This is a genomic window from Aeromonas sp. S2(2024), assembly GCF_041402505.1.
GTDB classification, from domain to species: domain Bacteria; phylum Pseudomonadota; class Gammaproteobacteria; order Enterobacterales; family Aeromonadaceae; genus Aeromonas; species Aeromonas media.
The window spans coordinates 142,184-164,991 of sequence record NZ_JBGLRL010000004.1; the positions used below are offsets into that span (position 1 = coordinate 142,184).

Consider the following 22,808-nt stretch of genomic DNA (forward strand, 5'->3'; position numbering starts at 1 on the left):
TCTGTTGCTGGCAACGGATGGATTACTGGAGTACCAGCACCATCAGCAGACCGACGGTGATGGCAGACACCAGGAAGGCGAAGCCATAGAACACGTAGTGGTGCAGCTTGGTGGTGTGGATCCCGAGATCATGCAGGCCGTGGTAGATGCGGTGCATGCCGTGCCAGATCGGCAGGGCGATGATCACCAGCAGGATGCAGGCACCCCACCAGGAGCTGGCGAACTCGAGTGCGCGTTCATAGCTCATGGTCTCCACGTCCATGATGCCCATGGGCACCAGCAGACCGGTAATGAGGACAATCACCGGCAGCAGCATGGCGACAACCATGCCACCGGCACCAAACAGTCCCCAGTAAATGGGCTCGTCAGAACGTCTCATCATTAATCTCCTCAAGCCACGATGATCAGGATCAGCAGGGATACCACCGCCAGCGCCACATACTGGGCGATGACGATCGGCTTCTCCGGCACCAGGTCTTCACCACGGAAAATACGCATGGCCTTGGGGGCCAGGGCGAACCAGGTCTTGGCGTGGAACAGGCAGGCTGCCAGCGCGATGACGTGGAACAGGATGGCGACCGGGCTTTGCAGGGATTCCAGCCAGCCGTTGAACGCTTCCTGACCCTGAACCAGCCGCAACAGACCCCACATCAGCACGACGGCATAGATGGAGACGAAGATGCTGGTGCCTTCGCGGATCATGTAACCGGTGTAGAAGGCATTCTTCAGCCACCAGTCTTTCTTCATTTCGCGCACGTAAGGCTTACGCTTGCTCTCTGTGTTGTTCATGGTCTCACTCCTCAATCCGGCTTGAACATGGCGATCATGTAGTCCTTGGCGCTCTCGACCTTGCCAAGCTGGATGGCTGCGGCCGGATCCACACCCTTGGGGCAGACATCGGAGCAATAACCCACGAAGGTACAACCCCAGACGCCCTCGTCCTGGCTGATGATCTTCATCCGCTCTTTGGACGCGCTGTCGCGGTTGTCGGCGTTGTAGCGATAAGCCAGTGCCAGGGCCGCCGGGCCGGTGAATTTCTTGTTGATGCCATACTGCGGGCAGGCGGCGTAGCACAGACCACAGTTAATGCACATGGAGAACTGGTGATATTTCGCCATGTCGGCCGGAGTCTGGGTGTACTCGCCGTCGCACAGGCTGCGCGGTTCGCTCGGGATGATGTAGGGCTTGATGCTCTCCAGCTTCTCGATGAAATCGGACATGTCGACCACCAGGTCGCGCTCGATCGGGAAGTTGTTGAGCGGCTCGATTTTCATCTTGCCCGGCAGGTAGTCCCGCAGGAAGGTCTTGCAACCCAGCTTCGGAATACCATTGACCATCATGCCGCAGGAGCCGCAGATCGCCATCCGGCAGGACCAGCGGAAGCTCAGGGTGGAGTCCAGCTGATCCTTGATGTACTGCAGCGCATCCAGCAGGGACATCTCTTTCAGGTAAGGCACCTGGAAGGTCTGCATCCAGGGCTCGTTATCCTGCTCGGGACGGTAGCGCAGGATTTCAATTTCGATCATCTCAGCCATTCTTCTTAGCCTCGTCTTGTTTCTCACCCTCGGAACCGTACACACGCTTCGCCGGTTGGGATTTAGTGATCTTCACATCGGAGTAATCGATGGTCGGGGCCCCTTCCGGTGCATAGAAGGAGAGAGTGTGCTTGAGGAAATTCACGTCATCACGCTCCTCATAACCGTCCAGACGCTGGTGGGAACCACGAGACTCTTTACGGTTGATGGCGGAGTGCGCCATGGCTTCTGCCACGTCCAGCATGTAGCCCAGTTCGATGGCGTACAGCAGATCGGTGTTGAAGACCGAGGACTTGTCGTTGATCTTGATCTTCTTGTAACGGGTTTTGAGCTCGTTGATCTTGTCGATGGTGCCCTGCATCAGCTCTTCGGTACGGTAGATACCGACGCCAGCTTCCATGGACATGCCCAGTTCGTTGCGGATGTCGGCCGGGTTTTCGGTCCCGTCGATGTCCATCAGCGAGAGGTGCTGCTTGATCAGCGCCTCGGCCTTGGCGGCCAGCGCTTCGGTGTTGCCGTGCTGCTGGGTCGCCGCGAATTCGGCTGCCTGTTCACCAGCCACCTTGCCGAAGACCACGATCTCGGACAGGGAGTTGGAGCCCAGACGGTTGGCACCGTGCAGACCGACGGAGGCACACTCGCCAGCGGCGTAGAGGCCGGGCATGCGGGTGGCGCACTTGCCGTCAGTTTCGATGCCACCCATGGTGTAGTGGGCAGTCGGACGGACCGGGATCGGCTCCTTGACCGGATCCACACCCACGTAGGCCTTGGCCAGCTCGCAGATGAAGGGCAGACGCTCTTTGAGGTACTTCTCGCCGAGGTGGCGCAGGTCGAGGTGAACCACGTCGCCCATCGGGCCCTGGATCACGCGGCCTTTCTGCTGCTCCTGCCAGAATGCCTGGGAGAGACGGTCGCGCGGGCCCAGCTCCATGTGCTTGTTCTTCGGCTGGCCGACCGGGGTTTCCGGGCCCAGGCCGTAGTCTTGCAGGTAGCGATAGCCATCCTTGTTGAGCAGGATGCCACCCTCACCACGACAACCTTCGGTCATCAGGATGCCGGTGCCCGGCAGACCGGTCGGGTGATACTGGACGAACTCCATGTCACGCAGTGGTACGCCGTGACGGTAGGCCAGCGCCATGCCGTCACCGGTGACGATGCCACCGTTGGTGTTGTAGCGGTAAACGCGACCGGCACCGCCGGTAGCCAGCACCACGGACTTGGCCTGGATGAAGCGGGTGATGCCGTTCTGGATATCGAAGGTCAGCACGCCTTGCACGCGGCCATCTTCGACGATCAGGTCCAGACAGAAGTGCTCATCGTAGCGCTTGATGGTCGGGTACTTGATGGAGGTCTGGAACAGGGTGTGCAGAATGTGGAAACCGGATTTATCTGCGGCGAACCAGGTGCGCGGGATCTTCATCCCGCCGAAACGGCGGACGTTGGCCTTGCCATCCGGCTTGCGGCTCCAGGGGCAACCCCAGTGCTCCAGCTGGATCATTTCGTTGGTGGCGTTGTTGACGAAGTATTCGACTACGTCCTGCTCACACAACCAGTCACCACCGGAGACGGTGTCATTGAAGTGGTTTTCGAGGGAGTCGTCATCACGGACGACGCCTGCGGCGCCACCTTCGGCGGCCACGGTATGGCTGCGCATCGGATAGACCTTGGAAATCAGGGCGATTTCCAGCTCCGGGTGGGCTTCTGCAATGGCGATTGCGGCACGCAGGCCACCGCCACCGGCACCGATGATGGCAACATCGGTCTTGATAATATCCACATCTGCCTCCTTAGGGATAGATTTGCTGGGCACGATTTTGCTCTATGAAAAAAATTCAGGCTTGATGCAAGTCAAACTGCTTTGTTTTAGTGCTTGGCAACGGTGATTTTTATTACAACCACCCCATTCCTTGGATGAAAATGCCGTCATTATCGCCATCCATCAGTGATCTGGATCAGCCGTACTCGCTACTCGATTGATTTTAACCCCAAGATTGTACGTAGTTTTCTTTCAAAAAAATGAGAAATGCCTCTCTTTTTAGGTATTACCCATAAAGTTTTTAAGTTTTTTATCAGAAATATTTAATGATAACTATTATCATGTTGGCGGCCGATGCAAAGACATCAAAAAAGTAATGCGAATATAGCCGTGGCAGGCATCATCTGTGTCACAAGGATATTCGAATGGAGAGGCTGATCACAGAGTGTTCTATGTCGAAGGGGAATTATAACCATTGAAACAAAAAGGGTTTATATAAAAAAGGGGCCTGGACGGCCCCTTTTGATTGATTCGATCAGATGCGGAACATACCGACCTGATTGTTGAGCTCACCTGAAATATTTTTAAGTTGAGCCGAGAGGTTGCGTGAACTGTCCGCATCCACCGCCAGCTCGTCCGAGACGTCCTTGACCGCCTGGATGTTGCGGCTGACCTCGTCGGTCACCGCCCGTTGCTCCTCGGCGGCACTGGAGATCTGGGTCGCCATGTCGGAGATCTGGTTGATGGAGGTGGTGATCTGCTCCAGGGCCTGGGTGGCGTCGTTCGCATCTTCCACACTGTTCTGGGCCAGCAGTTGACCCTCGTGCATGGTGCTGACGGCGCCCTGGGTATTGCGCTGCAGGGTCTCTATCATGCTGCGGATCTCGACGGTGGAGCTGTGGGTACGTTGTGACAGCACTCGCACCTCGTCGGCGACCACGGCGAAGCCGCGACCCTGCTCACCGGCCCGGGCGGCTTCGATGGCGGCGTTGAGCGCCAGCAGGTTGGTCTGCTCGGCGATGCCCTGAATGGTGGAGAGGATGGTGTTGATCTCCTGGGCGTTCTTCTCCAGCTCCTGGATGATGCCGGAGGCCTGCTTGACCTGGGTGGCGAGATCCGTGATGGAGCGCTGGTTGCGCGCGATCACCTGCTTGCCGTGCTCGCAACTGCTGGAGGAGCTGCGGGCCGCTTCTGCGGTCTGCTCGGCATTGCTGGCGACCTCGACGGCGGTGGCGGACATCTCGTGCACCGCGGTCGCAATCTGGGAGATCTCGTTCTGCTGGCGGGCCAGCCCCTGGTTGGATTTCTCCGCCATGTCGTGGGAGGACCTGGCCTGCTGGTTGAGCTGTCCGGAGGAGTTGGAGATGTCCTGCACCATCACGTGGATGCGCTCAATGAAGGTGTTGACGTGCTTGGCGACGGTACCGACTTCATCTTCCCGCTCGATCTTGATGCGACGGGTCAGGTCGCCATTGCCGCGGGAGAGATCGGCAATCGCCTCACCCAGGGTTTTCAGCGGGGCCAGGGAACTGTTGATGGCCACGTAGGAGAAACCGGCCACGATGAGGATGGTCAGCAGGCCCTGCAGCAGGGCGGAGGTGACCATGCGGGAGACGGACTGGTAGGCGACCGCTTCATCCACCACTATGCCGAAATACCAGTTGGTGTTGGGGATCTCGGTGAGATCGAACACGCTGGCCTTGCCGCTGATCATCATCTCGGAGATGGTGTTGTCATGAGCCAGCTCGTTGACCTTGGCCGCCGTCAGCTCGGGAGAAAGGGCGGTGGCGGGTTTGAGGGCCAGCGCCTTGTCCGGGTGGGCGATGATGGTGCCGTTGCTGTCCACCAGGATGGCGTAGGTGCCTTCCGAGTTCATGGCCAGCACGTCCCGCACCAGACCGTCGATGGAGACGTCACCGGCGATGACCCCGTCGGTGTTGCCACGGCTGAAAGGCTCGGCGATGGTGATGATGAGCTGGCCCGTGGTGATGTCGGCGTAGGGGGCCGTGATGGCGAGTTTGCCGGCCGCCGTGGCGTCCTTGTACCAGGGGCGCTGGCGCGGATCATAGCCAGCCGGCAGATCGGTGGGCTTGCTCTGGATCATCCGGCCATCCTTGGTGCCCACATAGACCAGGTCGAAGTTGCCCGCGTTCATGGACTGGGCCAGGTGACTGAGGGGCTCGTCCTCCTTGGTGAAGGCCTCCTTGGTGGCGGTGACCAGGTTGATGCGGGCATCGAGCCAGCGGGAGATGCCCTTCACGTTGGCGATGGAGCTGTCATCGATGAAACTCCAGATCAGCCGCTGGGTTTCGCTGCGCAGCTGGGTGGTGTTGTACCAGACCTGCAGGCCGGTGATGACCAGGATGATGGCCCCGATGGCGAGGACCAGCTTGTTCTTGATGGATAGGTTCATGTTTACATCCTTGTGAGCGTCAGTCTGAGATCTGTGTGGTGTTTGTTATTGTTATGAGCCAACTCTGTATCGGCTGAAAGTGGACTTTATGTATCCCGGTGCACAGAAAATTTTCGATCTTTTTTCACCTCCTGATGGCCTGCCAGGGCGCGCTAATACTCAGCTGAATCGATCTGGCCGGTTGGTAAAGATGCCATCGACCCCCATGGCTGCGAGGGCATCCCCATCACTCACCTCGTCGACCGTATAGACCAATACCTTTAACCCTCGGCGATGGGCATCCGCCACCAGTCCGGCGTCGACAAAATCCACGTCGCAGTTCAGGGACCAGGCCCCCAACTCTTCGGCGAAGCGGGCGCCGTGCAGCGGCAGGCTGGCGGTCAGGGCGCCGAGGCGCAGCTCCGGCCGCAGCCGGGCGAAGTGCGCCAGCTCGGGATGGTGAAACGAGGAGACGACCCAGTGGGACGGGGTGAAGCCAAGCTCCGCCTCGGCCCGCCTGGTCAGGGCCGCCACCGGCTCGGCGGTGTGCGCCCCCTTGAGCTCGATGTGCAGCTCGCAGCGCCCCGCAATCAGGCTCATCACCTGCCACAGGGTCGGGATCCGCTCCCCGTCCCCCGCATCCAGGCTCGCCAGATAGTCCCGGGACTGCTCTGTCAGCACCCCATGGCCGTCGGTGCAGCGTTCCAGTCGCCGGTCGTGGAAGACCCAGAGCTCGCCGTCTGCCCACTGTACGTCGAGCTCGATGGCGCCGACTCCGAGTGCGATGGCTATCTCCATCGCTTTGAGGGTGTTCTCCGGCGCCAGTTTGCTGGCACCGCGATGGGCAATGATCTGCATTCGCTGCTCCTGTTGTCGTCGTGGGGGATGAGTGAGCTAGAACCCCACCCCGGCCCTCCCCTTATGCAGGAGAGGGAGCCATCAGCCCCGGCTCATCCGAATGTCGATCTGCTGGTGTGGCAGATGCATGCCAAGCTGGTTGAGTTTCTCCAGGATCAGCGAGTGCACCTCGTGGGTGATCGGCATTCTGTGGTCCATGTTGTTCACGTAGAGCCGGATCTCGTAGATGAGGGCCGAGTCGGTGAATTCGATCAGGAACACCTCGGGGGTGGGGGTATCCAGCACCAGAGTGGACTCCTGCACGCACTGTTCCAGCAACTGTTGTACCCGCTTGGGTTCCTGGGTCAGACCGATGCGAATGCGCAGCTTGACCCGGGTGATGGCGTCAGACAGCGACCAGTTGATGAACTGCTCGGTGATGAAGGCCTTGTTGGGGACGATGATCTCCTTCCTGTCCCAGTCCACGATAGTGGTGGCGCGGGTCTTGATCTTGGTGACTGTGCCAGTCAGATCGCGAATGGTGACGGTGTCGCCGAGCCGGATCGGCTTCTCGAACAGGATGATGAGGCCGGAGACGAAGTTCGCGAAGATCTCCTGCAGACCGAAGCCCAGGCCCACCGAGAGCGCCGCCACCAGCCACTGGGTCTTGGACCAGTCGATGCCGAGCATGGAGAAGCCGGTGAGGGCGCCGATGAGGATCACCAGATACTTGCTGACCGTGGTCAGGGCGAAGCCGGTGCCGGGGGAGAGGCTCAGGTGCTGGAGCAGGGTGAGCTCCATCAGCCCCGGCAGGTTGCGGGCGGTGACCACCGTCAGGATGAAGGCGAAGGCGGTCAGCATCAGATCCTGCAGGGTAATGGCGGAGAGTTGCTCTATGCCAGCCACCTTGCTGCTCACCTGCCACACCTCGATGCTGCTGAGGAAGCTGAACGCCGAGTTGAGATCCGACCATTGCACCAGTACCAGCATGGTGAAGCCCAGCATCAGCAGGGTGCGCACCAGGCCGAGGGACTGGGCGCTGATGGTGTCCAGATCCAGCTCAGGCTCCTCCACCACGTCCGGGATCTCGGAGCTCAAGTCGTCATCCTCTCGTTCCCGCTGGGCCAGGATCTCGGCCCGCTTGCTCTTGGCACGATCGAAGGCGAGGCGGCGGCGCTGGATCAGCATCCAGCGGTGTGCCAGATAGTAGACGAGCAGGCAGCCGAGCCCAGCCAGCAGGCTCAGCTCCAGCTGGCGCAGCAGGATCCGGGAGGTATAGAAGTAGCCGAACAGGGTGCCCAGTACCGCCAGCAGGGGGGCCAGCATCAGGCTGTTCCAGATGAAGTGGTGCAGCAGGTGTGGCTTGGTCATGTCGGCCTGGCCCCAGGTGAGGGGCAGCTTCTCCCGGTTGAGGCGGGCGAAGAACAGCAGCAGCCAGAGGGCGCCGACGATGAAGGCCAGCCGGCCGAGGGAGTCGTAGAAGGCGTGCTCCTGATAACTGTTGGCCATGCCCTGCACGAAGAAGCTCGGGATCAGCACCAGCAGCAGGGTGCGGAACTGGCCCCACACCTTCTGGACCCGCTCTTTCTGCCAGCGGAAATGGAGGATGAGGATCCCCTTCTCCAGGGTGAGATGGCGGGCCACCAGCAGCGCCAGCAGCAAAAACCAGATCTCGCCAAGGCCGCGGGCCACCGCCACCGCGAAGGGGTATTGCCAGGCGCCGTCCAGCAGGCCGCGCACCATCAACACCATGGCGGGCAGCGGCAGGGCCGCGAGCAGGGAGCGCATCAGCAGCCGGCTGGTGAGGCTGAACTTGTCCTGGGTTACCTTGCCGATGCGCGGGGCTATGTAGTGGCTGTATTGCACCAGATGGCGTCCCAGCTTGGCCCAGCACCAGGCAAGCACCAGCAGACCGAGCCCGGCCAGGGTCAGGGTCATGGGGTTGTTCTCCACGATGGCCCTGGGCAGTTGCAGCCAGTTGACGGGATCGAGCAGCAGGCTCAGGGCGGTGGGCACACCGAGCAGGACGGCCGGGGTGAGCGGGCGCACATCCGGCATCCAAAACAGGTGGCTGGCGCTGATCTCGCGGATCTCGTCGATCTTGCTGTTCTGGCGGCTGTAGAGCAGCTTGAGCCGGGTCTGCTCCTGAATCAGGGTATCCGAGGCGTCGTTGAGCCGGGTCAGCAGTTGTCGCCTGGCCTTGAGCAGGTTGTCGAGCACGGCACGCTGGGCCCTGTCCAGGGTGATCTCATCCCCGCTGAGCAGCTCGTTGCGGATCTGCGCGGGATCCTTGAGGGCATCCTGCTCGGTCTCGTACTGGTATTTCGCCATGCGCGCCTTGACGATGTCGGACTCCAGTTTCTCCAGCGGGAAGTAGGCCGGCAGATCGGCCAGCTTGCTGCGCAGGTTTTCGCCGTAGGCGTTACTTATCTGCAACCATTCCAGTTGTTCGCGCACCGAGTTGACCAGATCGTTCAGTCCTGAGAGGGAGGTGTCGATGCCGCGCTGCTCGTCCTGTACCCGCTCTATCTGATCCTCCAGGGCACCCAGTTGCAGGGATAGCGCCTGGTTCTGCTGTTGCTGCTCCTGCAGCAGGGGCAGATCCGAGGTGAGCTGCCTGCGCAGCCGCTCGCTCTCGGCCAACGCCTGCACCGTCTTTTCTCGCCGCAACTGGTTTTGCTGGGCGAGCAGGCTGTTCTGCCACTCGTCCTCGTCCGTGATGGCGAGGTTGAGCTCCTGCAGTTTCAGCTTGCCGAGATCGTTGCGCTGCTGGGCGGAGAGCTGCTCCAGCTCCAGCATCTGGATCCGGTCGGAGAGGCTCTGCTCCTTGAGGCGGGTGGCCAGTTGCTGGGCCTCCTGCAGCCTGTCCGACTCGTTGCTGAAGCTCAGGCGATCGAGCTGGGAACGGGTCTGCAACAGCTGCTTGCGCAGCTCATCGACCCGCACATGATACTCCTGGCCCGTGCTCTCCAGCTGGTTGAGGCTGTCGGTCACGGCCTGGCGCTCCTTGCGCAGGTTGATCTGGCGGTTGCTGCTCAGGCTGATGGCCTGGCGCAACGTCTCTTCTTTCAGGGAGGAGAGGGGTGGGCGGGGCTGGGGTTGATAGTTGTGCAGGCTCTCCTTGAGGCGAGCGGACTCCTTGGGGTAGTCGATGAGGATCTGCTGATAGGCCTTGCCCTGCTCCCGATAGCGTTGGGCGTCCCGGGCATACTGCAGTGCCTGCTGATAGCTCTCCCGCAGCTGCTGGTTTTCGAGGCTGTCGGTCTTGGGGACGCTTTGCAGCAACTCTTCCACCTGGGTGACGGCATCATCGGCCTGGACAGCGGAGAAGGGGAGCAGGCTGAGACAGAGCATCAGACAGAGCAGGCGTTGCAACATGGCGCACGTTTCCGTTCATGAGAAGTCGCCTTAGCCTAAAGCAGGGGCCGGGGCGGGTAAAGCCTTCCACATTAATGATTTGCAACATAAATAACGGGTTATCCGGGTCTTGTTTGGCTATTATTCTGGCCGTTTCCCTCCGTTGAGCAATTTATGTCCTCTGTCGATCTGGGCACGGCCCCCCTTTCCCGGCTCTTCCTGCGTTACGTCACCCCGACGGTGGCCGCCATGCTGGTCACTGGCATCTATGTCACCATAGACGGCATCTTCGTCGGCCATATCCTGGGTCAGGACGGTCTGGCGGGCATGATGCTGGCCTACCCCATCTGCGCCGTGCTCTATGCGGTGGGGGCGCTGATCGGCATGGGCTCCTCGTCGCTCGCCTCGTTCTATCTGGGCAAGGGGGAGCAGGCAAAGGCGCGCCACATCGTCGGCAATGCGCTGGTGATGGTGCTCATCGCCTCCGCGCTGCTCGCCTTCATCGGCATCCGGTATGGAAGGGAGATGCTTACCTGGATGGGGGCCGAGGGGGTCATCTTCGACGCCGGGTTCGCCTACCTGCAGTGGTACGCCTGGCTCGGGGTCTTTGCCGTGCTCTCCATGGCGTTCACCGCCCTGCTGCGCAACGACGGACGGCCCGGTCTCACCACCTGGATCCTGGTGGGGGGCGGCGTGCTCAACGTGCTGCTCGATTACCTGCTGATGGCGGTGATCCCCTTAGGCCTCGCAGGGGCGGCCATCGCCACCATGCTCTCCCAGGCGGTGACCGGCGGTCTCTGCCTGTGGCACTTCTTCACCCCCCGCAGCCAGCTACGCATCCGCTGGGATACTCTGGTGCCAGACTGGCGCCTGATGGGGGAGACGCTGCGACTCGGGGTGTCGAGTTTTCTGATGTACCTCTATCTGTCTGTGGTGCTGGCGCTGCACAACAAGGCGCTGCTGTCAGTCGGCACTTCGCTGCACGTGGCTGCCTACGGCGTCATCAGCTACAGCGAGGCCTTCTTCTATCTCATCTTCGAGGGGATCGCCATGGGCATCCAGCCCATCGCCAGCTTCAACGCCGGAGCGGGTAACTGGGCTCGGGTACTGCGGGTGCGCAACCTGGCGCTGGGGGTGACCCTGGCGGTGGCGCTGTGCGGCATGATCCCGCTCTACCTCTGGCCACAGGGGGTGGTCTATCTGTTTGCCGGCGACAACGCGGCCCTCTTGCCGGTGGCCAGCCTCGGCATCTGGTTCTACTTCTGGGGCCTGCCCATGGAGGGGCTGCTGCTGGTGGGGGCCACCTACTTTCAGGCCATCAACCGGGCTCGCATCGCCTCCCTGCTCACCGGGGGCAAGCTGGTGCTGATCGGCGGCTTCCTTTGGGGCTTTTCCTCCCTGTGGGGCGTGGCCGGGGTCTGGCTGGCGCTGCCCACCTGCAGCACCCTGCTGGTACTGGTGATGTGGCAGGCCATGGGCAAGGAGGCCGGGCAGCATGCCGCAGCCCCGTGACTAGCGCCCCTCTCCATGAACGAAAAAGGCAGCCCGGGCTGCCTTTTTCGTTTCATCCTGCCCGGATCAGGGTTTGAAGGCGCCGATAAAGATGGCGGGATCGACGCGGGCGTCGTTGAGGCTGACGTTCCAGTGCATGTGGGGACCGGTAGCGCGACCGGTGGCGCCGACCCGGCCGACGATGCCGCCACGGGGCAGGCTCTGGCCCAGGGTCACGTCGATTTTGGACATGTGGCAGAACATGCTGATGAGCCCCTGGCCGTGATCGACGAACACCGTATTGCCGTTGAAGAAGTAGTTGCCGATCAGGATCACCTTGCCGGCGGCCGGTGCCTTGATGGGGGTGCCGGCACCGACCGCGAAGTCGAGGCCGGAGTGGGGGTTGCGCTCCTCGCCGTTGAAGAAGCGGCGCAGCCCGAACGGGCTGGAGAGGGGGCCGTTGACCGGCTTGTCGAACAGCAGGTTGCTGGGTTGGGTCGGGCTGAAGGTCTGGTAGGCCTTGTTCTGCTCGGCCAGTTCCCGGTTGATGCGGGCCATGTCCTCGGCCAGCGGATTGACCTGACGGGTGTTTTTGAGCTTGATGTGCTGCTCCCGATAGTGCTTGTTGCCGACCGTGAAGCTCAAGGTGCGGCCATCGTTCGTGGTCACTTGATGGGGGCCGGGCTGGCTCTTGAGCGGGATGCCGACGATGGCGATCCAGCGCTTGCCCTCTTCCTGCACCACCAGGACGGGTTTGTCCTGATACCGCACGGCGGGCGCCTTGGCGCCGTCTCCCAGTTGCACCACGGCCACGCCTCCCGGCACCGGGTGGTTGAGCAGACGGCTGATAAAGCTGGATTCGGCGTGAAGAGCGGGACTGCCGAGCAACATGAGAAGGAAGAACAGGCGGCGCATGGTGGCTCCATCGAACAAGGCGGTGAGATAAAAAGGGGGAAAATGATGCCACATTCTTGCCCGGCTGTCCGTCACCTCGCGCCATGGCGCCGGACAGGAGACTGTGCCGCACGGCAAGATTGAGAATTTCATGCTATTTACTAATGTGTCACTAAAGGTGTCTTTGAATGGCACCTATGACGGCAGGCAGCAAGGCACTGGCAGGGGACACGGCGGTCGCCAGCGACATCCAGGGACAGGTGGAGGTTGTGATGAAGACGAAGGCTCTCTTGATACTCGGACTCAGTATGGGGATGTCGGCATCCGTTGCCGCCTTCAACGGGGTCATTACCATCAATGGCGAGGTGACCGCCGGGACCTGTGCCATCGCGGTCAACGGGGGTACGGCGTCGGCGACCGTGACCCTGCCGACCGTCAGCACCAATGCGCTCGGCACCATAGGGCAGACGGCGGGGGCGACCGGTTTCAACCTCGCCCTCACCAGTTGCCCGACCACAGGATCGGTACGTGCCTACTTCGAAAACATCGGGGTGGAACAGACCACGGGCAACCTCAGCAACAATGCCGTCGCCTCGGGCGGCAAGAACCCGGCCCAGAACGTGGAGGTGCAGATCCTCTCGGCCAACAGCACTCCCATCGACCTGAGGACCAACACAGGCAACAACGTGCTGGTCAATTTCAGTGCTACCGGCGGGGCAACCCTCTACTACAGTGCCCAGTACATTGCCACCGGTGCCGTCGGTGCCGGCCTGGTTTCGGCGGATCTCATCTACTCCCTGGACTACCACTGAGCGCTCTGTCATGAAGGCGCTTCGCATCCATCGGCCCCGCAGGGCGGGGCTGAGGCTCACGCTCTGGTGCGTGCTGCTCCTGCCCTGGCTGGCCTGGGGCCATGTCCAGATCTCGGGCACCCGGGTCATCTACCCGGCCAACGCCCGTGAGGTCACCCTGGAGCTGACCAACAAGGGGAGCACCCCCTCGCTGGTACAGGTGTGGATAGATGCGGGCGATCGCCGCATCCGGCCCGGCGCCGAGGCGCTCCCCTTCCTGGTAACGCCTCCCATCACCCGCATCGAGGCCCAGCGTGGCCAGTCCCTGCGCCTGGCGTACGTGGGGCAGGGGCTGCCTCAGGATCGTGAATCGGTATTCTGGCTGAACGTGCTTGAGGTGCCGCCGAGCGTGAAGTCGACCCAGGCGGGGCAGAATCTGGTGCAGCTCGCCTTCCGCTCCAGGATCAAGATGTTCTACCGGCCATCCGGGCTGCCTGGCAATGTCGAGCGCTCCGCCAAGCAGTTGAGCTGGCGCCTGATCCGTCAGGGGGACGGTTACGCACTGCGTGCCAGCAACCCCAGCCTCTATCACGTCAGCATCAGCAATCTGGAGCTGCAGGCGACGGCGTCGTCGAAGCGCTACAGCAACTTGAGTGGCGGCATGGTGGCGCCGGGGGGCAGCTTCGATTTTCCCCTTGAGCCGCTGTCCGGGGCTGTCCATGCCAAGGCAGTGACCTTCTATTGGCTCAACGACTATGGTGCCCGCGAGGTGGGCCAATTCGTCTTCCGTTGATCCCGGTGCATGCGCTGGCGCTGAGGGGGATGCCATGACCGCCAGAGTGTCACTCCCTTTCCATGTTTTTCCGCAGGACTGCTGGCTCGTCCCTGGTGGCTGGTGCCTCTTCTTCATGCTCTGTGGCCCCCTTGCCGTGGGGGAAGAGGTGTCCGGGCAAACAGACAGCCCACCCGCAGACATCGAGTTTGACAGCCGCCTGCTCGACAGCCTGGGGATCAACATCGATCTGGCCCGCTTCTCCCGTGCCGACTTCATCCCCCCCGGACGCTACCAGCTCGACATCACCATCAATGGCAAGGATAGGATGAGCCAGCAGGTGGAGGTGAGAGTGGGGCAGGATCCCGGGACGCCTCTGTTCTGTTTTCATCCGGATCAGCTGACCCAGTGGGGACTGCTGGTCGACAAGCTGCCCGATCAGGGGGCGGTGCAGCAGCAACTCCGGAGCGACTGCATCGAGGTGGGATCCCTGGTACCGGGGGCCAGTTTCACCTTCGATCTGGCCAGTCTGAGCGGAGCACTCAGCCTGCCCCAGGCTTATCTCGGTCAGGTCAGGCGGGACTATGTGGGGCCGGAGCAGTGGGTGCAGGGGATCAATGCGGCCTTCGTCGGCTATAACGCCAACCTCTATTACAGCGAGCAGGGGAGCACAGGGGAGCCATTGAGCAGCAGCGTCAACCTCAACACCGGCATCAACCTTGGTGCCTGGCGCTTGCGCCACAACGGCTCCTGGCTGGGCAACCAGGGGGGCGGCTATCAGCCCCTCAACAGCTATGCGCAGCGGGATGTCACCTCCCGCAAAGCCCAGCTGACCCTTGGGGAGTACTTCACCCCGGGCGACAGCTTCGACAGCGTGCCCTTCACCGGCGTGCAGCTCGCCAGCGACGACGCCATGCTGCCGGATTTCGAGCGGGGCTTTGCCCCCGTGGTGCGCGGGGTGGCCCAGAGCAATGCCAGGGTCAGCATCCGGCAGGGCAGCGCCCTCATCTATGAGACTCAGGTCGCCCCCGGCGCCTTTGCCATCGACGATCTCTATGCCACCAGCTTTGCCGGTGATCTGGATGTGACCATCACGGAGGCGGATGGCAGCGAGCGCAGCTTCACCCTGCCGTTCTCCTCCGTGGTGCAGATGTTGCGAGAGGACACCTCCCGTTTCAGCCTGACCCTAGGACGCTATCGCAATGATGCGGGTCCCGATGGTCCGGATTTTCTGCAAGGCACCTACAGGCGCGGCTTCTCGGATGCCCTGACCCTATATGGCGGAACCATAGCCGCTGAGGATTACGGCGCCCTGCTGGGGGGCGTGGCCGTGGGCTCGGACTACGGCGCCCTGGCCCTGGATGTGACCGGCTCCTGGGCGCGGGGGTTGCCCGCCAGCGCGAACGTGCCCGATTCCCTCGCCGGTCAGAGCTATCGCCTCACCTACAGCAAACAGATGGAGAGGACCCAGACCTATTTCACCCTGGCCGCCTATCGCTTCTCCAGCGAAGGCTATCTCGACCTCAACGACGTGGCGGCGATACAGGCCCAGGCGCTGGACAGGTTGCAGCGGGAGCGCAACCGCTTCCAGCTCAACATCAATCAGCCGGTGGGAGAGTGGGGGGATCTCTACTTCAACGGCATTCGCCGCGACTACTGGGAGGGACAGGGGGAGAGCAGCAGCTTCCAGCTCGGCTACAACCGGGGATTTGACTGGGGCAGCCTGACCCTGTCGGCCAGCCACTCCCTGGAGCAGGGGGTCGGGGATCAATACGTGCTGAGCCTCAGCATCCCCATCGGGGACAAGCTGGGGGCGCCGCGCCTTGGCAGCACTCTCTCCTATCAGGAGGGACAGGGCGCCAGCGCCAGACTGGATCTCAACGGAGGGACCCGGGACGGGCGTTTCTATTACGGTGTCTATGGCAATCAGAGTCGGGGGAGTAGCAGCTCGGCCCTGAGCTATGGTGCCAACCTGCAGTATCAGACGGCGGCCACCCAGCTGGGGTTGAGTACCAGCCAGGGGGAAGGGTACGCCCAGTATGTGGCCTCGGCCAAGGGAACCCTGCTGGTCCATGAGGAAGGCTGGGTGCTGGGGCAGACGCAAGGAGAGACGATGGCGCTGGTGGAGGCCAAGGGGGCCCAGGGAGCCAGGGTCAGCCACGGGATCGGCAGCGAGGTGGATGGGGATGGCTATGCCGTGCTGGCTGGGCTCAACCCCTATCGCACCAATATCATCGGTCTGGATCCCAGCGGCTTGCCGCTGGATGTGGAGATAGATGGCAGCGCCCAGATGGTGGCCCCGCGCCGGGGTGCCATCGTCAAGCTGGCATACGAGACCCATGTCGGTCAGCCCTTGCTGCTCAAGGCCGTGCGTCAGGATGGCAGTGCGCCTCCCTTTGGGGCCGAGGTGGTCGATGGCCGCGGCGATGCCGTGGCCGTGGTCGGTCAGGGGGGGCTCATCTTCGTGCGTGGTGAGCAGGGGGCCCTCCATGTCCAGTGGGGCAAGGAGGGGGATGAGCGGTGCCGGCTCGATTACCGGGTCCCTCGGCCGGATCCTGCCATGCCCTATCAGCAGGTCGCCGCCCGCTGTCTCGCTTCGGGAGCAAGTTCATGAGAGACACCCTTGATTGCCATGGCTGGTGCCGGGCCCAGGAAGGATACGCCATGCTGTCATGGCTGGCGTTGGGCTCCCTGCTGTGGTGCTCAAGCAGTGAGGCCGCCCTGAACCTGATGCGTACCCGGGTGATCTATGAGGTGGGCACTGAGGCCAGCCTGATGGTGCGCAACGACGGCAGCGAGCCCAGCCTGCTGCAGGCCTGGGTCGATGGCGGCAATGAGCAGCAGGGGCCGGCCGATGTCTCGACCCCCTTTCTGGTGGTGCCGCCCATGATGCGGCTGGGGTCGCAGAGGGGGCAGGTGTTGCGCATCCTGGGAGCGGATCTGAGTGGGCTTCCCCAAGACAGGGAGTCCCTGTTCTGGCTCAATGTCCTCGGGCTGCCCCCCAAGGCGCAGGCCTCGCAGGGGAGCATGCAGCTGGCGTATCGCACCCGCATCAAGCTGTTCTACCGGCCGTCCGGCCTGGCGGGCTCCCCGGCCGAGGCGGTTAGCCGGCTTGGCTGGCAGGGGTTGGAGGGGGGCGGGCTTAGGGTCAGCAATCCTGGCCCCTTTCACATCAGCCTGAGCGAGGTGTTGCTGAGCGGGCCACACCTCGCCTGGCGTGAGGGCGGGGTGTTGCCACCTTATGGTTCCCTGTCGCTTCCCATGGCGGGTGCCGTGCCGACGGGGGCCCGCGGGCGGCTGCGCTGGATAGACGACGATGGCAATTATCATGAGCAGGAATTTGTCCTGAGCAGGCATTTAGGAGAGCGGGATGAGTGACGGTGTCGGAAACCTGGGCCTGCCTTCCTTGCTGGTGGCGGCGCTGCTGTTGCTGGGGAGCTTATGGGCGGGCGAAGCACGGGCCGTCAATGGCCAGTGCACCAGTCCCTTCGTGGCGACCGGCCCCATCACTACCAGTACCCTCTATCAGTCCGGAGAAACCAGCGGTCCCACCGCCTTCTCGACCACGGGCACGGCTACCTGTGATTGCACCGGGATCTCGGTGGGGCTGTTTGTGACCGTCTATTACCAGGGGACCACCAACCTGCCCACCGTCTCCGATCCTCTGGGCACCCCTCATCAAACTCAATCCCTATTTTGGCCTCAAAACTGAGTTCAATGCGGCAGGGGGATACCAGGAAGTTCCCTTCAGCGCCACGACCACAGGGCTGCTCAGTGCCTGTGTCGGTGGGTTGCTGAATGTCTCCCTGCTGGGGGGAATCAACGTGAATGGCGGCCGTTATACCCTGAAGCTGCTCAAGGGGGTCATGGGTACCCAGACCTTCAACGGCACCGTCGCCCACCTCTTCGTGCGCCGAGCCAGTGTACCCGACACCAGCCCGGTCAATGCCTTCAGCACCCTGGCGATGAACATCAGCGTCACCTCGACACCGACCTGCCAGTTCCCGGCCGGCACCAGCATTCCCATCGATCTCGGCGCCGTGGCGCAGAGTGCCTTCGTCGAGGGGGAGATACCCAGGGGTTATGCCCCGCGCAGCGTCAATGTGAGCGTGACCTGCAGCCAGATCCCGAGTGACTATCTGGTGCCGCTGCAATACAGCTTCGGGGGGCGCTCAGCAGCCAGAATCGCTTCATCACCACCAGCCTGGCCGGGGTCGGGGTGGGCATGGTCGAGCAGGATACGCTGACTCCTATTCCATTTGATACTGCCATCGCGGTACCCTACTCGGCGGCCAGCCACAACACCCAATATCAGGTGAGGCTGTATCCGACCCGGTTGCCGGGTCAGGTGGTGCGCACCGGTTCTTACACGGGCACCATCATGGTCACGGTGAGCGTGCCCTGATGACAGGGTTTTCTGCTGCTATTTTCGACGAGGTCAATGATGAACAGTGACAGCGCCCTGCGCCGCGAACCCAAACGCCACACCATAGGGCAGGGCTGGATCTGGATCCGCACCGGGTTCGATATCTTCAACAGGGGCATGGGCGCCAGTGTGGCCATGATAGTGATTTGGTTCCTGGTGGGCATGTTGCTGGAACAGCTGCCGGCAGGGGGCTTCATCTCCCAGTTGCTCTACATGGTGTGGGGCGCTGGCTGGGTGGCGGTGGCCCGCCGGGGTCATGAGGGCCAGCCCCTGCAGTTCGCCGATTTCTTCGCCGGTTTCCGTCACCGGCTGACCCCGTTGATGTTGGGGGGGCTGATGGTGCTCGCCCTGTTCATGGGGATACTGCTCATCTGCGCCTTCATGCTGCATCAGTGGGGCCTGACCGGTCTGCTCTCCCAGGATCCGGAGACCCTGACCCTGACGCCCGAACAGGCGCAGGGGTTCCTGCTCTGCCTGTTGCTGGGGCTGGCCTTGCTGGTGCCCGTGCTGATGGCCATCACCTTCGCTCCCGCCCTCATCTTCTTCCACGGCGTGGGGGTCTGGCAGGCGGCCAGGCTCAGCTTCAAGGGTTGCTTGAGCAATATGTGGCCCTTCCTTTGGTGGGGGCTGCTGGGGGCCGTGTTGATCTTCTTTGGTGCGCTGCTGATGCTGGTGGGCTTGCTGGTGGTGCTGCCGGCCATCAACTATTCCATCTACGCCGCCTATCGCGACATCTATGTGGACGAGGAGGCTGCCGACGACGGCGAGCCGCCGGTCAAGGCGTTTGGTTTCGAGGCATAAGCCGACACAGGGATGACAGGGGCCGACAGGCCCCTTTTTCATTAGCTCTCAGCGGGCCTGCCACAGGGGATCGTCCGCCATGTGCGCGATCAGGAAGTCGAGGAAGCTGCGCAGCAGGGGAGACATCTGCTTGCGGGTGCCATAGACGGCATAGACGCCGAGCTGCTTGGGTTGCCACTGGGTCAGCAGGGGCACCAGGGCGCCGCTCTCCAGGTGGGCCTGCACCGAGTAAGCGGGTTGCAGGCTGATCCCCGCCCCATCCAGGGTCGCCGCCAGCAGCAGGTTGGAGATGTTGGCGCTGAGGTTGCCGCTCACCGGCACGGACTCCGGGCCCTCGGGCCCCTGAAATTCCCACAGGCTCTTGCCGAAATAGGTGTAGGTGAGGCAGTTGTGCAGAGCCAGCTCCTGCACCCGCTGCGGCGGCGCATGATGGGCCAGATAGGCGGGGCTGGCACAGACTACGGAGTGGCAGGTGCCGAGGCGGCGCGCCACCAGGTTGGGATCCAGATCGTTGGTGATGCGCACCGCGAGATCGATCCGCTCCTCCACCAGGTTGACGGTTCTGTCCAGCAGCAGGATGTCGATGGCCGTAGCGGGGTAGCGAGCCAGGTAGTCGTCCGCCGCCTTGACCAGCAGCGCTTCGGAGAGGGAGTAGCTGCTGGTAATGCGTAGTTGCCCCTTGGGGGCCTCGTCACTGCGGATGGCCAGGTGCTCCATCTCTTCTCCCAGCGCCAGCATGGCCCTGGCCCGGTTCAGTGCCTCTTCCCCCGGCCCGGTCAGGCTCAGCCGGCGGGTGGTGCGGTGCAGCAGTCTGGCCCCCATCCAGCGCTCCAGCTCGGCCAGATAGCGCGAGACCATGGCGCGGGACATCTCCAGTTTCTCTCCGGCGCCGCTCAGACTCCCCTGTTCGACAACGCTGACGAAGACCCGCAATGCGGTCAGTCGATCCATCTATGGCTCTCTATATGTTCGATATATGCAACAGTGATGCGCTTTTTACGCTGTATTTGCAACTTAGGCGATCCAATACACTCTGTCCATCAAATGAACCCCGAATACTTGATGAGGAATAGATGATGAACAACACCCTGATCCGTAACCTGACGCTGGCGACCACCCTGCTGAGTGGCGCTGCACTGGCCGCCCCCCTGAGCGTGACCGTCTACAACCCTGGCGAGAAGGCGATCTTCCCGGTCTCCTCCTCACTGGTGACCGGTGATAAGGAGGCGATCCTGATCGATGCCCAGTTCGACGTGCAACATGGTCAGGCGGTGGTCGAGATGATCAAGAAGAGCGGCAAGAAGCTGACCACTGTTTATATCAGTGCCGGTGACCCCGACTTCTACTTCGGTCTGGAGCCCGTCATGGCGGCGTTCCCGGATGTCAAAGTGCTGGCCGACCAGCATGTGGTTGACCATATCAACCAGACCAAGGATGCCAAGCTGAGCTACTGGAGCCCGATCCTGGGAGAGGGCGCACCCAAGAGTCTGACCGTGCCGCAGGTGATGACGGCCTCCCACCTGACGCTGGATGGCGAGAAGATTGAAATCAAGGAGATGAACACCCCGAATGCCTACCTCTGGGCCCCCTCGATCAAGACGGCGTTTGGTGGCGTGCCGGTTTACCACGGGGTGCATGTCTGGATGGCGGACAGCCAGACCAAAGCGGCCCGCAGCAACTGGGTCAAGGCGCTGGACAACCTGCTGGCCCTGAAACCCGAGCGTGTAGTGCCGGGCCACTTCCTGGGCACCGCGCCTAAAGGCTCTGCCGCAGTGACCTTTACCCGTGACTACGTCCAGCGCTTCGAGCAGGCGTTGGCCACCGCCAAGAACAGCGATCAGCTGATCGAGGGCCTGAAGAAGGCCTTTCCGTCCCTGCCGGTTGACGATGGTCTGGCCATAGGTGCCAAGGTCAACATGGGCGAGATGAAGTGGTAATGGCCTGAGTCCTTTTCCCTGTGTTTTTTACCGGGCCCCAGGGCCCGGTTTTTTATCCAAGATTGAAGTGAGAATGAATATGAGCGAACAGCAAATCACCCTCCATTATGTCTATGACCCCCTCTGTGGCTGGTGCTATGGCGCCGCCCCCCTGCTTGAGGCCGCGGCCGGGCTCCCGACCCTGCAGATCGCGCTGCATGCGGGCGGCCTCTGGCTGGGCTCGCGCCGCCAGCCCATGGGCCAGGCCCTGCGGGACCATGTCCGCCCCCATGACGAACGGATCCAGGCACTGACCGGCCAGCTTTTCGGTGAGCGCTACTTCAACGAGCTCTTGCTCAGCGACGGCCTCTTGCTCGACTCCGAGCCCCCGATCCGGGCCATACTGGCGGTCACCGAGCTGGGTGGTGATGGTTTGAGCCTGCTGCATCGCATTCAGCAGTCCCATTACCTTGACGGTCAGTGGGTCGGTGACCAGGCCCATCTCGTGCGGCTGGCGCAGGAGCAGGGCATCACGCCGGAGGCGTTCGCCCTGGCCTTTGGTCAAGTGGATCTCGCCGGGCATCTGGCCCAAAGCCAGGGCTGGCTGCGCCGGCTCGGCGGGCAGGGGTTCCCCACTCTCGGGCTGATGCGGGGGGGAAGTCTCATCCCGCTGCCCGCCTCCTCGTTCTTGGGGGAGCCGCAAGCCTTCGCGAGCCATCTTGCCGCCCTGATGGCGGACTGATCCGGGCCATGCCCGGGTTTGCCGCACCGGCCCTCAGGGTCACGGCAATGGGCATGTCGGGTGAGCGAGGCAGGGGAGAGCGCTCCCCGTTTCGGGCTTCCCTTGTCCCCCGCACCGTTCTTGGGCATGCTAACGGCCTCTTTGATTGGCAGGATGCAGTACCTATGAACCTTCGCGATCTCGAGTACCTGGTAGCGCTGGAAGAGGAGAAACATTTTCGCAAGGCGGCGGAGCGCTGCTTCGTCAGCCAGCCGACCCTGAGCGGCCAGCTGCGCAAGCTGGAAGATGAGCTGGGGGTGATCCTGATCGAGCGCACCTCCCGCAAGGTGTTGTTTACCCCGGCCGGCGATGCCATGGCCCGGCAGGCCCGCAAGGTGCTCAAAGAGGTGCGCGAGCTCAAGAGCATAGGCCAGCACTTCGCCGAGCCCATGTCAGGTGAGATCCACATCGGCTTCATTCCCACCGTGGGTCCCTATCTCTTGCCCCACATCATTCAGGATCTGAGGGAACACTTCCCCAAGCTGGAGTTCTATCTCTACGAGGAGCAGACCCAGGTGCTGCTCAAGCGGCTGGAGGAAGGAGAGCTTGATTGCCTGGTGCTCGCCGAGCTGGAGGGCATGGACGGCTTTGGCTCCATCCCTCTCTATCAGGAGCCTATGTGGCTGGCGGTGCCCCAACATCATCCGGAAGCCAGTGCCAGGGCGGTGCCACTGCACAATCTCAAGGGCAAAAAATTGTTGATGTTGGCCGATGGCCACTGTCTGCGGGAGCAGGCGCTGGGATTCTGTTTTGCCGCCGGCATCGGCGAGGATCAGCGCTTCAAGGGCACCAGCCTCGAGACCCTGCGCAACATGGTGGCGGCCGGCAGCGGCATGACGCTGGTGCCGAAGCTGGCGGTGCCCGCCAACGCCGAGGAGAGGGGCGTCAGCTATCGTCCGGTGATAGACCCGGTACCGGGGCGCACCATCTCCCTGCTCTATCGTCACTACTCGGTGCGCCGCCCCTGCTTCAATGAACTGGCCTCCCGCATCTCGGCCCTGATGAAAGGGCTGCTCGGCTGAAGTGCAGATAAAAAAACCGGCGCCAGAGCGCCGGTTT

At 62.3% G+C, this 22,808-nt stretch carries 21 protein-coding genes; 12 read left to right on the forward strand and 9 right to left on the reverse strand.

The window, feature by feature from the left end; genetic code table 11:
- Window positions 1-22: 22 nt before the first annotated feature.
- The 7 genes from frdD to mscM form a co-directional block, all read right to left on the reverse strand.
- Entirely contained in the window at window positions 23-379 is a 357-nt protein-coding gene (gene frdD, locus ACB039_RS06340) for a fumarate reductase subunit FrdD (RefSeq protein WP_041205216.1), read from the reverse strand.
- A gap of 11 nt (window positions 380-390) precedes the next feature.
- Window positions 391-789, reverse strand: coding sequence for a fumarate reductase (locus tag ACB039_RS06345; protein WP_041205215.1), 399 nt, complete (start codon window positions 787-789; stop codon window positions 391-393).
- Window positions 790-800: 11 nt separating this feature from the next.
- Window positions 801-1,535 (reverse strand): succinate dehydrogenase/fumarate reductase iron-sulfur subunit, encoded by a 735-nt coding sequence (locus ACB039_RS06350; protein ID WP_005317203.1) that lies wholly within the window; start codon window positions 1,533-1,535, stop codon window positions 801-803.
- Window positions 1,528-3,312: a fumarate reductase (quinol) flavoprotein subunit gene (gene frdA / locus ACB039_RS06355; RefSeq protein ID WP_371165324.1), complete on the reverse strand. Its 1,785-nt coding sequence runs from the start codon at window positions 3,310-3,312 to the stop codon at window positions 1,528-1,530. Before frdA ends, ACB039_RS06350 begins: the two co-directional genes overlap by 8 nt.
- 514 nt (window positions 3,313-3,826) lie before the next feature.
- Window positions 3,827-5,704, reverse strand: a complete 1,878-nt coding sequence (locus tag ACB039_RS06360) for a methyl-accepting chemotaxis protein (protein WP_005329900.1) — start codon at window positions 5,702-5,704, stop codon at window positions 3,827-3,829.
- A gap of 159 nt (window positions 5,705-5,863) precedes the next feature.
- A complete protein-coding gene (locus ACB039_RS06365; RefSeq protein WP_005329902.1) occupies window positions 5,864-6,541 on the reverse strand; it encodes a glycerophosphodiester phosphodiesterase in 678 nt (225 codons plus the stop codon).
- A gap of 81 nt (window positions 6,542-6,622) precedes the next feature.
- Complete coding sequence (gene mscM / locus ACB039_RS06370; RefSeq protein WP_218409458.1) at window positions 6,623-9,898, reverse strand: miniconductance mechanosensitive channel MscM; 3,276 nt, start codon at window positions 9,896-9,898, stop codon at window positions 6,623-6,625.
- A 153-nt stretch (window positions 9,899-10,051) separates the two neighbouring features.
- On the opposite strand from mscM, the gene ACB039_RS06375 reads away from it, so the two are divergent.
- A complete protein-coding gene (locus ACB039_RS06375) occupies window positions 10,052-11,389 on the forward strand; it encodes an MATE family efflux transporter (RefSeq protein ID WP_371165325.1) in 1,338 nt (445 codons plus the stop codon).
- A 66-nt stretch (window positions 11,390-11,455) separates the two neighbouring features.
- Here the strand turns inward: ACB039_RS06375 and ACB039_RS06380 are convergent, their stop codons facing one another.
- Window positions 11,456-12,283, reverse strand: coding sequence for a M23 family metallopeptidase (locus ACB039_RS06380; protein WP_268419912.1), 828 nt, complete (start codon window positions 12,281-12,283; stop codon window positions 11,456-11,458).
- Window positions 12,284-12,450: 167 nt separating this feature from the next.
- On the opposite strand from ACB039_RS06380, the gene ACB039_RS06385 reads away from it, so the two are divergent.
- The 8 genes from ACB039_RS06385 to ACB039_RS06420 all read left to right on the forward strand — a co-directional run bounded on the left by ACB039_RS06385 (window position 12,451) and on the right by ACB039_RS06420 (window position 19,052).
- Entirely contained in the window at window positions 12,451-13,074 is a 624-nt protein-coding gene (locus ACB039_RS06385) for a fimbrial protein (protein ID WP_233421492.1), read from the forward strand.
- Window positions 13,075-13,084: 10 nt separating this feature from the next.
- Window positions 13,085-13,846: a fimbria/pilus periplasmic chaperone gene (locus ACB039_RS06390; RefSeq protein WP_371165326.1), complete on the forward strand. Its 762-nt coding sequence runs from the start codon at window positions 13,085-13,087 to the stop codon at window positions 13,844-13,846.
- A gap of 34 nt (window positions 13,847-13,880) precedes the next feature.
- Window positions 13,881-16,439, forward strand: a complete 2,559-nt coding sequence (locus tag ACB039_RS06395; protein ID WP_371165327.1) for a fimbria/pilus outer membrane usher protein — start codon at window positions 13,881-13,883, stop codon at window positions 16,437-16,439.
- Window positions 16,436-17,203 carry a molecular chaperone gene (locus ACB039_RS06400; RefSeq protein WP_371165328.1) on the forward strand — a complete coding sequence of 256 codons (768 nt, stop codon included), beginning with the start codon at window positions 16,436-16,438 and terminating at the stop codon, window positions 17,201-17,203. The genes ACB039_RS06395 and ACB039_RS06400 overlap by 4 nt, the downstream gene beginning before the upstream one ends.
- The gene (locus ACB039_RS06405; RefSeq protein ID WP_371165329.1) at window positions 17,196-17,537 is read left to right on the forward strand and encodes a hypothetical protein; all 342 of its coding nucleotides are present in this window, start codon (window positions 17,196-17,198) and stop codon (window positions 17,535-17,537) included. Before ACB039_RS06400 ends, ACB039_RS06405 begins: the two co-directional genes overlap by 8 nt.
- Window positions 17,538-17,616: 79 nt before the next feature.
- Window positions 17,617-18,072, forward strand: a complete 456-nt coding sequence (locus ACB039_RS06410; protein WP_371165330.1) for a hypothetical protein — start codon at window positions 17,617-17,619, stop codon at window positions 18,070-18,072.
- The gene (locus tag ACB039_RS06415) at window positions 18,051-18,230 is read left to right on the forward strand and encodes a hypothetical protein (RefSeq protein WP_371165331.1); all 180 of its coding nucleotides are present in this window, start codon (window positions 18,051-18,053) and stop codon (window positions 18,228-18,230) included. The genes ACB039_RS06410 and ACB039_RS06415 overlap by 22 nt, the downstream gene beginning before the upstream one ends.
- 39 nt (window positions 18,231-18,269) lie before the next feature.
- Complete coding sequence (locus ACB039_RS06420; protein WP_171268658.1) at window positions 18,270-19,052, forward strand: BPSS1780 family membrane protein; 783 nt, start codon at window positions 18,270-18,272, stop codon at window positions 19,050-19,052.
- A gap of 48 nt (window positions 19,053-19,100) precedes the next feature.
- Here the strand turns inward: ACB039_RS06420 and ACB039_RS06425 are convergent, their stop codons facing one another.
- Window positions 19,101-20,003: a LysR family transcriptional regulator gene (locus ACB039_RS06425; protein ID WP_005329929.1), complete on the reverse strand. Its 903-nt coding sequence runs from the start codon at window positions 20,001-20,003 to the stop codon at window positions 19,101-19,103.
- Window positions 20,004-20,128: 125 nt separating this feature from the next.
- Here ACB039_RS06425 and ACB039_RS06430 point away from each other — a divergent pair, with 125 nt between their 5' ends.
- From ACB039_RS06430 to oxyR, 3 genes are all read left to right on the forward strand, one after another.
- Window positions 20,129-20,989: a Vmh family MBL fold metallo-hydrolase gene (locus tag ACB039_RS06430; protein WP_371165332.1), complete on the forward strand. Its 861-nt coding sequence runs from the start codon at window positions 20,129-20,131 to the stop codon at window positions 20,987-20,989.
- A gap of 73 nt (window positions 20,990-21,062) precedes the next feature.
- Window positions 21,063-21,710, forward strand: a complete 648-nt coding sequence (locus tag ACB039_RS06435) for a DsbA family protein (protein ID WP_005329934.1) — start codon at window positions 21,063-21,065, stop codon at window positions 21,708-21,710.
- A gap of 164 nt (window positions 21,711-21,874) precedes the next feature.
- Entirely contained in the window at window positions 21,875-22,771 is an 897-nt protein-coding gene (gene oxyR / locus ACB039_RS06440; RefSeq protein WP_005329937.1) for a DNA-binding transcriptional regulator OxyR, read from the forward strand.
- The last annotated feature ends 37 nt before the right edge of the window (window positions 22,772-22,808 follow it).